Source organism: Streptomyces sp. NPDC034103, from assembly GCF_055575395.1.
Genome location: NZ_JBVISS010000016.1, coordinates 18,870 through 32,464, shown reverse-complemented (window position 1 = coordinate 32,464; position 13,595 = coordinate 18,870). Strand labels below are relative to the sequence as shown.

Below are 13,595 nucleotides of genomic sequence, written 5' to 3'. Positions count from 1 at the left end.
GCGCGAGGTCCGTCTCGCCTGCCCTGACACCGTCCGCGCCCCTGCGCCGCCCTGTATTTCGTGCTCACCTGGGACATGAGCCGCACCGCGAGCGGGCACGGCCTTCGCCTGCGATGGGATGACCAAGCCGGCTGGGCCTACGCCCAACACGGGGCCACCGTCTCCTCCCTCGCCACGCAGCTGCGTCCGATCGCTGCGCTGCACCGCATCTTCGCCGCTCCCGGCGAGGTCGCTGAGACGGCAGAGCGTCTGATTCGCGAGGGCCGTCTGCCCGCAGGCGAGTACGGCGGGTAATGGGAGGGTGCGGTCCTGGTGCGGGCCATGACCGAGGACTTTCACGCCACCATGGCCGAGGGCGGTCTGTGGACCGGAGCCAGCTGAGAGCACCGCCCACCGCCGCTTGTAAGAGTGGCGCCGCAAGGCGGCCGGCGACGCGGTGGCGCGTCGGCCGGCCGTTCTCGTCCCCCCCAGCCCCCACGGGCCTTATGGCCTTACGCGGACGCGCCCGCCGCACACATTTCCCGCCCTGACGGTCCATCAGACATACGATGCTTGATGATCGGACCGGAAAGGGCAGGATCCCCATGTCGGCATGGCTTCAGGCACGTCTGGGACCCGCCCTCGCGGCGGCCCTCACCACGGTCGCGCTGGCCGCGTCCCCCGCTCCCGCCCATGACCGACCGGACACAGTGGCGGCGGAGTTCGAGCAGCGGGTCCTCTTCGAGGCCTCCCAGGACCCCGGCTACGCCTGCTTCCGCATCCCGGCGATCGTCAGGACGGTCGAGGGGACCCTGCTGGCGTTCGCCGAGGGCCGTGTCCTCAACTGCGGTGACGCCGCCGACATCGACATCGTCCTCAAGCGCTCCACGGACGGCGGACGCACCTGGGGCCCGCTGCGGGTGGTCGACGAGGGCGGCGGCGACACCCACGGCAACCCCGCCCCGGTCGTGGACCAGAGCACCGGCCGCGTCCTGCTCGCCGCGACCTACAACACCGGCCGCACGGACGCCCGGAACTGCTCGGTGCCCTGCGACCGCGTCCCGCACCTGCGGTACAGCGACGACGACGGCCTGACCTGGTCGGCACCGCGCGACCTGCGGGCCCAGCTCCGGCCCGCGCACTGGAACTCCTGGTATGCCACCGGTCCCGCGCACGGCGTCCAGCTCACCCGCGGCCCGCACGCCGGGCGGCTGGTCTTCGGCGTCAACACCGAGACGTGGGACGGCAGTCGGGTCACCGCCGCCCACGCGGCCCTCGCCGTCAGCGACGACGGAGGCGAACACTGGAGGGTCGGCGCCACCGACTCCTGGCCCGTCCCCGCGGACGGCACCGTCCGGCAGAGGCCGTCCGAACTCACCCTCACCGAGCGCCCCGACGGCTCGCTGCTGGTCAGTGGCCGCGAACAGAACGGCATCGACCCCGGCCACCGCACCCAGGCCGTCAGCCTGGACTCCGGCGACAGCTTCACCGCCCCCTTCACCGGCCTCCCGGACCTGTACGCGCCGCAGGTGCAGTGCGCGACGCTCGCCTTCGGCGAGCGGCTTCTGCAGTCCTGCCCGGGCGACCCCGACCGCCGCCGGACCATGATGGTCCGCTCCTCCTTCGACGGCGGCCGCACCTGGGACAGCGTCGACCGAGGCAGGGTCGTGACCACCGACTGGTCCGGCTACTCCGACCTGGTGCCGGTCGACGACGCCACGGTGGGCCTGCTGTACGAGGGCGGTGCCGTCGACGCCCGTGAGGAGATCCGCTTCGGCCGCTTCACCGAGGAGTGGCTGGGGACGCCCCGGGGCCCCGACCCGACCACCGCCGACCTCGCCCCCGGAGCCCGGCCCGCGACCGTGCTCGGCGGGGCCCGGCGCACGGCCGGGACGCGGGGCGGCGCCCTCGAATTCGACGGCGCCGACGACGCCGTACGCCTGCCCCACCGCGATCGGCTGCTCCTCGGCGGGAAGGACTTCACGGCGTCGCTATGGTTCCGCCACACGGCGACGGCCGGGGAGCAGCCGCTGCTGTGGATGGGCGGGGTCGGCGACAGCCAGCCGCAGGTCTCGCTGGGCGCGGACCCGGCGGGCGGCCGGATCGAAGCCGGGATCACCGTGCGGGAAGGCGCCACGACCGTACGCACCGCGTCCGTGACCGCCGTCGGCGCCCGCAACGACGGACGGTGGCACCGGCTGGTCCTGCGCCGCGGCGGCGGACGTCTGACTCTGTTCGTCGACGGTACGGCGACCGGCACGGCGGACGTGTCCGGTTCCGTCAGCCGCAACTCGCCGTTCGGGGTGCATATCGGGCAGCGCATGGACAGCCGCGCCTTCTTCACCGGCGCGATCGACGACGTCCGGGTCTGGGACCGGGCGCTCACCCACCCCGAGATCACCGCCGGGACGGCGTCCCCGGCGGACACCGTTCTGTGGCTGCCCATGGACCAGGTGAGCGCGGGACAGTAACGTGCCGGAGCGTGCCCGAGGACAGACGAGCACGACAACGGACCGGAGTCGGGGTCGGCCGGCTCAGGCGGGCACCGGTGCCGGACGCAGCGACGCGAGCGGAGAACGCCGGAGTCACCTCACGCTGACCGGTTCGGCCTCGTCGGCCAGGTCGGTGAGGAAGCTCAGGGTCCGTCCTCAAAGATCATCGGGTGGTGGATCATGGTGGGGTTCGTCCGGCACGGTCCGCGGCGCAGATCGCTCACGGTCTCGCCGAACTCGCTCTTCAGCGCCCTGCCGAGGTGTTTGGCGTCGTGTACACCCCACCGTGCCGCGATGGCCGCCGTGGAGACGCCGGCGGAGGCGGGATCGAGGAGATCTCGCCGGATGCGACGCAGGCGTTCGTGCCGGACCCAGGCGGCGAAGGTCATGTCGCTTCCCTTGAAGAGCGCATGGAGGTGTCGCACCGAAATGTTGTGCCGGCGTGCGGTGCGTTCCCCGTTGAGGTGAGGGTCGTCGAGATGGGCCAGCACGTAGGCCCGGATGCGGTCGACGAGGTCGCTGGCGACGGAAGCGCGTTCAGGGGTGGTGTCAGCGAACGCTGCGAGGAGCAGCGCGGTGAGGGCGTCGGCGAGGTGCATCCGTACCGCACCGTGTCGAGGGAGGTCCTCGTCGACGGTGGACAACGCATGGCTGAGGAGCTTGCCGATCGCCCCTTGGGCGGGGAGGGGGAGCGCGGTACGCCGGCTGATGGCGTCCACCTGCCTGCCAAGACTGGCCCGGGGAACGCACAGCACCGTCATGTCGCTGGGGTCGGCGCCGATGAGCCGGTACGGCCGGGTGTTGTCGCATGCGAACAGTTCACCGGGCTGCACTGTGGTGGTGCGGTCGTCCTGGGTCGCGCTGACGGGGCCGCGATGGTGCAGGTTGAAGTGCACCCACTCCACATCGCTCGACGTGATGCTGCGTCTGTCCCGCGTCACCGTCGCGGCGGTGGCCCGAATGCGAGCGACGACGAGGGGGCCGACGGCGGCATGGTCGACCACTGCTTCGAACTCCCGCGGGTTGGAATCGACCACCCGCAGGGGTGCGAACAGAGCTGAGGCAATTTCCTCGAACGACTCGGTTCCGCGTAATCGGGAAGCCATGTGCTCCGCCATGCCGGTACACCTCCAGCTGCATTCATGTGCGATGGCGCGGCGGAGATTCTGCGCGATGACGGGGGTCTTGCGGCAAGCCCCCGCACGCGCTATAAGTTGAGAGTGGCAAGGAGCGGATGACCTCTCCTTGCCTTTGCTGTTTCCTGGGCGCCGTTCGCGAATCGGGCCGCATCACGCGACGGGTGACCTGCGCGCTGGACACGATGGCCGCGTCGGCCTCACTGGTCCTGACCGGTTGCCCTGAGGACGCCAGCGCGGCTGATTGCGCATCGTCGGCCGCGAGGGGGCAGGGCGCCCGCGGCCGCAGCGGGGCTCACGTGGACCCAGGAGTCACGGATTCCGCCGCCCAACAGGCCCTGATCGCGTGGCGCGTGAAGGAGCTGAGATTCGGCCCCTGGGAGCAAGACGCGTCACGCCTCACCGGTTCCTTTGACTCCACGGCGGCCACGCGCGTGCTGGTGCGGTCCCTCGATCCGTATCGTGCACCGTGCACGAACTGGAGGGGCACGGTGCACAGTTGGGTGCTCGCGGATCGCGGGTTGCGCCTACGGTCGTCAACGAGCGATCAATCGCCGGGCGGAGTGAGCCGGCGACGCATACACATCTCGTCGACACCTGGGAGATCTGCATGATCAAAGGTCGTATCGCAAAGGCATTGGCATCAACGGTGCTCGTCCTGGGGGGAGCGATGGCGCTTGCACCTGGCGCGGTGGCGGACAGCGGCTCGTCTGTGGCCGCCCTCCCTGCGTCCAGCGACTCCGCTCTGGCCTCATGTTGGGGCCAACGGGTGACCGGCAGCGCGGGCCATCAGGGGAACAAGACCTGGTGCGACTCGGGACGGTACCGTGAAGATGTCAAGTGCGAGACCCTGGGCGGCTACCAGTACTGGCACTACGGTCCCTGGGTATGGGCGACCGCGGAGAGCGTCGCATGGTGCAACCTCGGCGACAGGATCATCGGAGACTATACGGAGTGGGTGGCCTGAGGCTCCTTCTGAGGACGCCCCATCGGTACGCATCGACCCACGCCGGCGAGCTCTGTGCGGAGATGAACCAGAGGTTGTCCCGTAACCGGTGATGCGGTCGGTGCGTCCGCCGGACCGCCTACGGTCTCAACCGCGCCGCCGTGACCAGCAGTTGGCCCGACGCCCCTGCGGCGGTGTCCCGGGCGGGCCCGGAGAGTCTGAGCGGCGAGGACCTGGGTCAGGGCTGGACGGAGCGGATGCTGTTCGACACCATCGCCACCGTGGTGCCCGGCGCCCGGGCCGTGCTGCGCCGCCCGGTCGAAGTAGGCGGCACCGCCTCGTACGGAGAAGTCCAGGACCACTTCGCCGTGCACCCGGAAACACCGATCGCTTACGCCGCCGCGCTCCACAGCCAGGACCTCCCCATCGTGGCGGCGGTGGCAGTGACCGTGGCCGGTCTCGCAGGACTTTACGGACAGGATCACGACGTGGCCGTCATCCTCGGCGCAGCCGCACGCCTCCGCGGCGCCCACGGCCCCACTGACCCCCACATCCGGGCACTGCGCTCACGCACCGAAGCGGCGCTCGGAGAGACGGCCTTCAGTACGGCGTACAGCGCCAGTTGGGACCTGGACGTGCCCGCGGCCTTGTCCCGCGTCCATCCGGCGCTGGCACGTCGGTGACCGGTCCGTCCTGCACCATTTCCATCCGGGTCCCCCCGTCGAGGACAGCAGCTGCCGGGGAGGTGGCCGAGGAGACGGGGGTGAGGGTGCCTACTGATGAGCTGGTGTCTATCGGTACCTGCGATGCTCCCGGCCGTGATTCGCGCGGACCGGTCAGCACGGACGCTCACCTCGCGCGGGTGCCCGTCGGCACGGTGGCCGCGGCCGCCGACGACGCGACTGCCGTGCGGTGGGTGAGACCGGCCAACGCCCTTCGCGACGGCCTGGCGTTCGACGAGAAGGTCTCTTACCGACCCCGGGTGAAGTCACCGGAATGGGTCTTTGTGATGTTCAGCCGGTTCTGCGCGTAGGCGGGGTTGCCCCTATGGTCAAGGGCAGAACGCCAGTCGAGCCGGGGCGGCTGACGCCGTGGCCGTCGGGTCCGACGACGATGAGGGACTTGCAGCCGGACGTCGAGCTGGCATTGGCTTCAGCGGGAGGTAGTTGTGTCCCTGCCTCGGCACACGTATCAGGTTCTGCCCACCAGACGGACGCAGGGGACCGATGTGCCCTGGCCGCATGACGTGCACATCGCGATCCCCCCGTCGTACGAGCACGGTGACCGCAGCTACCCCGTCCTCTGGGTGACCGATGCTTCCCTCAGCTTCCCGCTCGTCGTCGGCCTGATGAACTGGCTCCACACCGTGCAGGAGATCGCCGAGCTCATCGTGATCGGCCTCGGCGCTCCCGACGACAGCGATTCCGCCGAGTTCGGCGCGCGTCGAACGCACGACTTCTATCCGAGGTCGAGATGGGTCAATGCAGGGTCCGGCGGCGCACGCATGGAAGCACTGTCCAGCGAAACGCCGACGGGCGGTGGCGGCGCCGATGCGCTGCTGTCGTTCCTGGTCGACGAGTTGCGCCCGCGGTTGGCGACCGAGTTCCGGTTCGACGACGACCACGGTCTCGTGGGCTTCTCCGGCGGCGGACACTTCGTCGGCTACGCACTGCTCTCCCGGCCGACGGCCTTCGGCCGCTATTTGGCCAGTAGCCCTGCCCTCAGCGGATGTGAGGATCTGCTGTTCACGCTGGAGGCCGACTACGCCACGACTCACGACGACCTGGCGGCGAAGGTGTTCCTCGGCGCGGGCGAGGCGGAGCTCACCGATCCTTATGTGGCCGCCGCCGACATTGTCGGGTCGATGACCCGCATGTCGCAGCTGCTGCGACTGCGCAACTACCCGTCCCTGGAGCTCACCTCCCGCCTGTACCCCAGGCAGACCCATGGGTCGGCGTTGTCGTATGCGTTAAACGAGGGCCTGCGCAAGCTGTACCCCCTCACCACTCCCAGCGTCGGATGAGCAGATCCACAGCAGCAGCGCGAAACGAGTCTTCCGCCGGACCGAAACCCCTTCGTAAGCCTCGGTCTCCGTTCTCGCCGAGCGCGCCGTCGCGACCGTCGGGGATGCTGTCCCCTGCCAGCGTCAGCGGACCACGCCTGCCAGGGAGCCTTCCAGGGGTGTGGAACATACCGGCACCGAACGCGGCGTTTACCGGCGGGCTGCGGTTGGTCGGCCGCTCGGCGCTCCGGCCAACTACCAAAGGTTCGCAGTGGCAGTCGCCGCCCAAGTGCCGCCGGCGGGGCCCTCGGCGATCACCCCAGGCTGGCGCGGGGTCGACGCCTGCCCATGACACGCCCAGGGCCGCCGCGTAAAAGGCTGGCTGTGGCGAATTGCTGGGCGAGCTGAGTACCTGCCGCTGCAAGGGCGTCGATGAGCGAACCAGGGCTGTCGTCCGCGTGCAGGTCGACCCATTCCTGGTTCGTGCGGTGGATGAACAACCGAGCCCCTGTCCGGCTCATCGAAGACTCAGGTACTGCACGCGTTGCCAGCGGCGATCCAGTCGCCGAACTCAGCTGCCGAGCTGATCCGGCACCTGCCGCTGCCAGGCCGGACCTCAGCTTTCAGCTCGACCGGTCCGACGTATCGGTGACTTCGCCCCCGCGCACACGTCGGCCAACCTAAAAAGCACTTCCGACACCGCCCTGGATCGGTCCGTACCTGACCGAACCCTCGTGTGTCCTTCGTGGCCAACTGACCCGACCGGCACGGTCGTCAAATCTCGGCCAATACCGTTCAGTTTCAGGGCCGGTCAAGCGTGACAGCAGTGGCTGCATCGCGGGTCCCGGGTAGGGATGCAGTCAGAGGGATGTGCCAGAGTCTGCGCATGCTCGAGATCGTGGTGAAGACGGAGAACTGGGAGCGACACGTCCGTGTGTCCGCCGAGGAGCTGAGAGGGCTGATCCGGCGGATCGGTGGTGACGGTGACCGGTTCCTGATCGTCCAGCGGATACCCGACCTGCCTGACGTCTTCGCCCAGGTGTGGCACGAGGCCGGTGGCGACTACACGCTGGAGTACCGCGACGGTGCCGCTGACCGGCATTTCCAGGCGATGGTCGACGGGCCGGGGGCCGTGATTGCGGCGATGACCGGGTGGGCACGCCAGGAGGCCGGATGGGACGGTGGTCTGGCTTGGTCGCTGCTGGACATGGGCCCCACCCGGGTGGTGCCGCCGCTCGACCTCGGCGAAGACGAGCGCGAGGAGCTGGAGAGGCGCGTGCGCCAGGAGGTGGTTGGCGGCTATGCCTCTCGCGCCGAACTGGCCGAGCTCGCTGAGGAGTGCTTGGTCACCAGTGACCGCCGGCCCGTGTCGCGCGAGCAGGCACAGTCGCTGGCTGACCGGCTGTGGCTGGAGCGGGTCGCGGAGCAGACCGAGTGGCAGGGCGAGACGGACCCCGAGCGACTGACCCGCGCGTTCACCGCCCTGCAGGACTCCGGTATCACGGCCCGCGAGAACTTCACCTGTTGCCGTAACTGTGGCCAGTCCGAGATCGGTGGTGAAGGCGCTCCCGACGCCCGCGGCTTCGTCTACTTCCACACCCAGTGCACGGATTCCGCCGCCGCCGGCCACGGTTTGACGCTCCTGTACGGCGGTTTCGACGGGTCGTCGGAGACCACGGCAACCATTGGTCACGAGGTCGTGGCCGCGCTCGAAGAAGCCGGTCTCCACGTCGAATGGGACCAAGACCCCGGCCAGGCCATCACCGTCACACCCCTGGACTGGCGCCGCCGTCTGATCGGCTAGAAGCCGTTCCGTGCGGGGCGTGCGTCATCCAGTCGGGGCCAGGCTGTGGAGCCGGGCGATGCCGAGCATGTGCCTGGTGAAGGCCGTAGCCCGTGCGTCGGCAGTCCCGAACTCGTGGGTGCGGGCCACGGCGCTCACCACCGGTGTGCTGAAGTAACGAGCGCGAGCGGCCCTGGCTGGAGTGGCGGAAGGGCGAAGGCGTGCGGGGCGCCGGGCGTCCTGCACGGGGTCAGGCTGCCGGCAGCTCCTCCGCCGGGAGCCGGCCGGCCCGTACCGCGTCGAGCAGAGCCTGGTGGTCCCGCTCGTTCTGGTCGGCGTATGACTCCGCGAAGGAGACCAGTGCGCGGTCGAAGGAGTCGCCGCTGCCAAGGTATGCGGCAATCGCGATGCGGTCGCCGGACCGTGCGTGCGCACGCGCCAGGGTGGCTCCGCACAGTTCACCGAACGCCTTGAGGTCCTTCGGCCGCATCCTCTCCGGGATGGCGATGCCCTTCCAGTCGCGCAGCTGGCGGACGTAGAAGTCGCGTCGTTTGCCGTCGATCCCGTCCACCCGCTCCCAGCCGAGGAAGATGTCGCTGGCGGCCTGCATCAGCCGCTGGCCCGCGACCACCCGCTCGCCCTGGTTGCGGTATCGGCTTGCACCGACGTGCGCGGCGAGCACAGAGGTGTCGGCCTCCTTGGCCTGGAGGAAGAGCGGGTCCTGGTCGTCGCGGCCAAGGAGCAGGAAGATCCAGCATCGCGTTCCGACGCTGCCGACGCCGACCACCTTGCGGGCGACGTCAGCCAGTCGGTAGTCCTGAAGAAGCGTGCGCCGGTCGGAGGCGAGCGTGCGACCGTATCGCTCCACCAGACCGCGGAACTGGCGCTCCAACGCGCTGCGCTCCACGTCCGGCAGCAAGTCACCCGCCGGGATGAGCAAAGGGGGATCCGCCGCGATCCTGGGCCGACCGTCGACCATCTCGGTGAGCTTGTCGAAAGCCTGAAGGCTGTCGCGAGTGCGGGCCTTCGCGATCGCGCGGGCCAGGTTCTTGCGACCGCGCTTGGTCGCATGCAGTCGGCCCGAGGCCAGTGATTCAAGGAGGTCCGCGTCGATCTTCGTGTACCAGACGTCGAGGTTGCCTGTCTGCGCGAAACGGATCATCGCCTTGCGGTACGAACGGACTGTGGCGCGCACGATGAGGGCGCGTTCGTCGTCGTCGAAGCCGTTCTCCCGGCCCGCGATGACAAGGCTCGACGACAGGCGCTTGACGTCCCATTCCCAGGGGCCCGGCAGCGTCTCGTCGAAGTCGTTGATGTCGAACATCAACCGCCGTTCCGGTGAGGCGAGCAGGCGGAAGTTCAGCAGGTGTGCGTCCCCGCACAGCTGGGCCGTGAGCCCTGAGACCGAGCTGTCGGCCAGGTCGGATGCCATGATCGCGGCGGCGCCCCGGTAGAAGCGGAACGGGGACTCCATCATCCGGCCGTAACGGATCGGGACGAGTTCGGGCACCCGCGCCTCGGACTGCGCCTCAAGGATCGACAGCGGGTCCGGCCGGCCGGGAGACGGCGTGTACACGGCGTGGCCTGACCTCGGCGAGCGGCGCCGCGCCTCCTTGCCGAGAGCCGCACGGTCCTCGGGCGTCGCGTGGGGCGCGGCACGCATGGCCGTGATCGCGTTCTGGGACATCGGAGACGCTCCTCCCTGATCCTGACTGCTCCTGCCGCCACGAGCACGCCCGGCACGGAGGACGCCGTACCCGGCGGGCAGTGCCCTGGCCCTCTGTCCCACGTCGAGCGTGCGGATCACCGAGGGTGGGCGGCGGCTCTCAGCCCTGGGCTTCGATCTCGGCACCCACATCGGCTACCGCGATGGCGATGCCGAGCGCCGTGGCGATGTTGCCCGCCGCGGTCATGACGCGGGCGGTGCCCACGATGGGTGCGATGGCGACCAGGATGTTCTGCAGCTGCTCGACGGTCAGACCGGTTCTGATGGCCGGGTCGATGTGAGCCGCGTAGGAGACGGGCGGGGCGTCCGAAGCGGCGAGTGCCGCGATGCGCGTGAGGAGAAGGGTGTCCGGGGCAAGCCCGCACCGCTCGATCGAGTCGGCCGTCATGGCGGCGAGGGTGTCCAGGACAGGAGTGTCCGATGCAGTGGTCATGGCGTATGCCCTGCCGGTGAGTGTCGAGCCCGAGGGGCCCGAGGCGGAAGAACCGCATTCCGTGTATACGGGACCCTTCAACCGTAGAGCGCATTCCGGGCCCGCGCATCGCGCGCCGACCCTCTGCGGGCCACGACGTGCGCGGCGGACCGCAGGGGACGAGATTGGAGGGGACCCTGCCGCTCGAACGCGACCACCGCTTGTGCGACGCGGCACTGAGCAGTACGCGGATCGGAGAGATGATGAAAGACCTCAAGTTCGAGCGGAAGCGCTCCCTGACACGCATCGAGGCCGCCGAACAACTCACGGCGCTGGCCACGGCGCTGCGCAAAGGCGGAAATGCCGAAGTGGAACTCAGTCCCGGAACGCTGAGCCTGCGGATCCCCGACGACCTGCACGCCGAGATAGAGGTCGAAATCGGAGACGGGGAGATCGAGCTGGAAATAGAGTTCACCTGGCCGACCGCATCGCCCAAGACAGCACCATCACAAACGGGCGCAGCCGCGGAGAAGCCCACCACGGCTACACGCAAGAAGGCGCCCGCAAAGCCGAAGCGCAGCGCTGTGAGCAGCAACAGCGGCACACCTGCGAATCGGGCCATGACGAAAAAGCCCTGAGAACCCGTCCTTGGGACCGTCGGGCGAAGAGCTGCGCTCCGTGACTGGAGGCCGGGGACCGTGCGGCGTTGACCGCGCTTCCGGCGTCACCACAGCCGTACACGACCAGATCCTGTGTAGGAGAGCACCGGAGCGGCAGTATGTTGCTGCCGCAAGCGTGGGACCAAACGCATAGCCCACCGATCGCGAACTCCCGCCTGGTGCGAGGCGATCGACCTCGCCAGGAACGCCGCCAGCGTGGAGTCGAACGGCTAGCGGGTGTCTCTTTGATGGGTTAGGCAGTTGATCGGATACGTCTGTCCGATGAGTGATCACCGATGTGATGTGGAACCGGATCGCGCCGCTGATGCCGGCCGATCGGGTCCGCGGGCGACGATGGGCCGACCGCCGCCGCACCCTTGAGGCCATCGCCTGGAAGTACCGCACCAACTCGCCCTGGCGGGATCTTCCCGAGGAACTCGGCTCGTTTCAAACCGCCCACAAGCGGCTGATTAGATGGGCCGTCGACGGCACCTGGGAGATGCTTCCCGCCGCTGTCCTGGCAGTGGCGGACGCCGACGACGACATCGACTGGAGCGTGTCGGTTGACTCCACCGTCGTCCGGGCTCACCAGCACGCCGCCGGAGCCCGTAAAAGGGGGCGACCCGCTCCGACGAACTCAATGACCACGCGCTCGGACGCTCCCGCGGAGGGCTGAGTACTAAGGTTCACTTGGCCGCAGACGGCGGTGCACGGCAATGCACGGCCCTTGGCCTTCACAGTCACCGCAGGCCAGGTTGGTGACGCACCGGCCTTCGAGACGGTGATGTCTCGCATCCGCGTGCACCGAAGCGGCGTGGGCAGGCCACGCACCCGGCCCCTGGTTGTCCTGGCCGACCGCGCGTACTCCTCCCGCGCCATTCGCGACCACCTCCGGCGCCGGGGCATCCGCGCGGTCATCCCGCAGCCCTCCGACCAGACCGGCCACCGCCGTCGGCGGGGCCGCCGAGGCGGCCGCCCACCCGGCTTCGATGCCGAGGCCTACAAGCAGCGCAACACCGTCGAACGGTGCAGCAACCGCCTCAAGCAGTGGCGAGGCCTGGCCACGCGAACGCACAAGCTCGCGATCGCCTACCAGGCCGCGCGCTACCTCGCCGCCATCCTCATCTGGGCACGCCGATGACCACGGGACACGAACCTAGACCCGTTCCAGCGGGCGGTGGGGGAGGGGCGGGGGCTCGACCCGGATGGAATCGTCGGGGCGGACGGTCCCTCCACGGCGGACCACAGCCATGACGCCACACTTGAAGGTGAACTCGCCGGACAAGGGGTCCATGGCGAAGACCTCACCGAGCAGCCCCTTGCGAAAGTCGTTGATCTTCGAGCACGGGTTGCGCAGTCCTGTCACCTCGAGCACCGCCTGCTCCCCAAGATGGAGCAGAGCGCCGGTGGGCAGGCCCAACAGCGCCACCCCGCGCGTGGTGATGTTCTCGCCGAGCTGGCCCGCAGAGACCTTGAAACCCTTGAGCGCGAGTTCGTCGAAGAGTTCCTCGTGCATCAGGTGGACCTGGCGCAGGTTGGGCAGGTCCGGCTCGTAGGTCATGCGGAACTGGTGGCGGATCGTCTCACCTGCGTGAACGTCTCCTTCCACTCCGAGCCCCGTGAGCAACGTGATGGCATCGCGATTGGGCTTGCTGAACGAGTACACCTCGTTGCGGCTCACTGCGGCGACCTGACCAGGCATCACGCCCTCCCCCTGTTGTCGTTCTGCGGCCGGTCGATCATAGAGGCGGTGCCACCAGCCTTACGAGGGAGGCATGCAGTGAGCGGACCTCATCGGGCGGATGCGTCAGGTCCGGCACCCGACCGGCACCGTCCCGTCAGTGAACACCAAGGAGGCAGCTCCTAGTCCCCCGGCAGCCCTCATGCCAGGACACCCGAGGCCCCACTGTCATCGCGGGCACTGAACGTGGTGGGAGCAAGACGCAAAGGGGTAGTGCCTGCCCCCGCCCGCCGGGAGGCCAGGAGGCTGCCGGAGTGCCGCCCTACCTGTTCCCACTGGCCGTTGCGGGGTACTGGATCGCTGCCGACTTGGTCAGCCACGTGACCGCGGGCGCGATGCAAGATGCACTGTCCTGACCTGAACGGGAGGAACACTCATGCCCGACGACGGCAACATGATCGGCGAGGGAAACCAGATGGGCGAGGCCGCCGCTGCCGCGGGGCTGTGGGCGGCCCTCGCGGGGGCGATCTTCCTGGTCGCCATCGGTGTCGTCGCCTTGATCGCAGGGATGTCGGCGGGACTCTGGATCAGCGTGACGGGCCTGCTCTGCACCCTGGCTGTCGGGGCCTCCCTCCACTTCCGTCGACGCTGACTGAGCGGTCCCGTTGCAGGGAGATGCTCCTGTTTCTCCCTGGCTGTCGACAGCCGCTGCAAACCGTTGGCGTTCGCACGCCTGGACAGCCGCTGACGCCGGCGTGACCAGCCGGTCACCGCCTTCC

The 13,595-nt window shown here is 69.2% G+C and carries 11 protein-coding genes and 1 pseudogene; 8 read left to right on the top strand and 4 right to left on the bottom strand.

Features of this window, described 5'->3' with window-relative positions:
• Positions 1-584 precede the first annotated feature (584 nt).
• Positions 585-2,450, top strand: a complete 1,866-nt coding sequence (locus ACZ56U_RS31815; RefSeq protein ID WP_469087392.1) for an exo-alpha-sialidase — start codon at positions 585-587, stop codon at positions 2,448-2,450.
• 164 nt (positions 2,451-2,614) lie between these two features.
• Here ACZ56U_RS31815 and ACZ56U_RS31810 read toward each other — a convergent pair whose 3' ends face one another.
• Positions 2,615-3,589: an AraC-like ligand-binding domain-containing protein gene (locus tag ACZ56U_RS31810; RefSeq protein ID WP_469087391.1), complete on the bottom strand. Its 975-nt coding sequence runs from the start codon at positions 3,587-3,589 to the stop codon at positions 2,615-2,617.
• Between the two features lie 487 nt (positions 3,590-4,076).
• Here ACZ56U_RS31810 and ACZ56U_RS31805 point away from each other — a divergent pair, with 487 nt between their 5' ends.
• The 4 genes from ACZ56U_RS31805 (at position 4,077) to ACZ56U_RS31790 (ending at position 8,359) form a co-directional block, all read left to right on the top strand.
• Positions 4,077-4,574 (top strand): hypothetical protein, encoded by a 498-nt coding sequence (locus tag ACZ56U_RS31805; RefSeq protein ID WP_469087390.1) that lies wholly within the window; start codon positions 4,077-4,079, stop codon positions 4,572-4,574.
• Positions 4,575-4,714: 140 nt separating this feature from the next.
• Positions 4,715-5,236: a hypothetical protein gene (locus ACZ56U_RS31800; protein WP_469087389.1), complete on the top strand. Its 522-nt coding sequence runs from the start codon at positions 4,715-4,717 to the stop codon at positions 5,234-5,236.
• 545 nt (positions 5,237-5,781) lie between these two features.
• Positions 5,782-6,576 (top strand): alpha/beta hydrolase, encoded by a 795-nt coding sequence (locus tag ACZ56U_RS31795; protein ID WP_469087388.1) that lies wholly within the window; start codon positions 5,782-5,784, stop codon positions 6,574-6,576.
• Between the two features lie 865 nt (positions 6,577-7,441).
• Complete coding sequence (locus tag ACZ56U_RS31790; RefSeq protein ID WP_469087387.1) at positions 7,442-8,359, top strand: DUF6891 domain-containing protein; 918 nt, start codon at positions 7,442-7,444, stop codon at positions 8,357-8,359.
• 229 nt (positions 8,360-8,588) lie between these two features.
• On the opposite strand, the gene ACZ56U_RS31785 is transcribed toward ACZ56U_RS31790, so the two are convergent.
• Positions 8,589-10,025 (bottom strand): DUF2252 domain-containing protein, encoded by a 1,437-nt coding sequence (locus tag ACZ56U_RS31785; protein WP_469087386.1) that lies wholly within the window; start codon positions 10,023-10,025, stop codon positions 8,589-8,591.
• Between the two features lie 139 nt (positions 10,026-10,164).
• The gene (locus tag ACZ56U_RS31780; protein ID WP_469087385.1) at positions 10,165-10,497 is read right to left on the bottom strand and encodes a carboxymuconolactone decarboxylase family protein; all 333 of its coding nucleotides are present in this window, start codon (positions 10,495-10,497) and stop codon (positions 10,165-10,167) included.
• Positions 10,498-10,661: 164 nt separating this feature from the next.
• On the opposite strand from ACZ56U_RS31780, the gene ACZ56U_RS31775 reads away from it, so the two are divergent.
• Together ACZ56U_RS31775 and ACZ56U_RS31770 are read left to right on the top strand one after the other, a co-directional pair.
• A complete protein-coding gene (locus ACZ56U_RS31775; protein ID WP_469087384.1) occupies positions 10,662-11,114 on the top strand; it encodes an amphi-Trp domain-containing protein in 453 nt (150 codons plus the stop codon).
• A 322-nt stretch (positions 11,115-11,436) separates the two neighbouring features.
• A pseudogene (locus ACZ56U_RS31770) lies at positions 11,437-12,276 on the top strand (IS5 family transposase).
• 15 nt (positions 12,277-12,291) lie between these two features.
• On the opposite strand, the gene ACZ56U_RS31765 reads toward ACZ56U_RS31770, so the two are convergent.
• On the bottom strand, positions 12,292-12,837 hold the full coding sequence (locus tag ACZ56U_RS31765; protein WP_391231338.1) for an MOSC domain-containing protein: 546 nt from the start codon (positions 12,835-12,837) through the stop codon (positions 12,292-12,294).
• A 415-nt stretch (positions 12,838-13,252) separates the two neighbouring features.
• On the opposite strand from ACZ56U_RS31765, the gene ACZ56U_RS31760 reads away from it, so the two are divergent.
• Positions 13,253-13,468 (top strand): hypothetical protein, encoded by a 216-nt coding sequence (locus ACZ56U_RS31760; RefSeq protein ID WP_469087383.1) that lies wholly within the window; start codon positions 13,253-13,255, stop codon positions 13,466-13,468.
• Positions 13,469-13,595: the final 127 nt, after the last annotated feature.

Coding starts and splice junctions, on each gene's coding strand:
- ACZ56U_RS31810 (WP_469087391.1), bottom strand. CDS start 3,589: ATGGCGGAGCACATGGCTTCCCGATTACGCGGAACCGAGTCGTTCGAG.
- ACZ56U_RS31815 (WP_469087392.1), top strand. CDS start 585: ATGTCGGCATGGCTTCAGGCACGTCTGGGACCCGCCCTCGCGGCGGCC.
- ACZ56U_RS31785 (WP_469087386.1), bottom strand. CDS start 10,025: ATGTCCCAGAACGCGATCACGGCCATGCGTGCCGCGCCCCACGCGACG.
- ACZ56U_RS31760 (WP_469087383.1), top strand. CDS start 13,253: ATGCCCGACGACGGCAACATGATCGGCGAGGGAAACCAGATGGGCGAG.
- ACZ56U_RS31790 (WP_469087387.1), top strand. CDS start 7,442: ATGCTCGAGATCGTGGTGAAGACGGAGAACTGGGAGCGACACGTCCGT.
- ACZ56U_RS31765 (WP_391231338.1), bottom strand. CDS start 12,837: ATGCCTGGTCAGGTCGCCGCAGTGAGCCGCAACGAGGTGTACTCGTTC.
- ACZ56U_RS31780 (WP_469087385.1), bottom strand. CDS start 10,497: ATGACCACTGCATCGGACACTCCTGTCCTGGACACCCTCGCCGCCATG.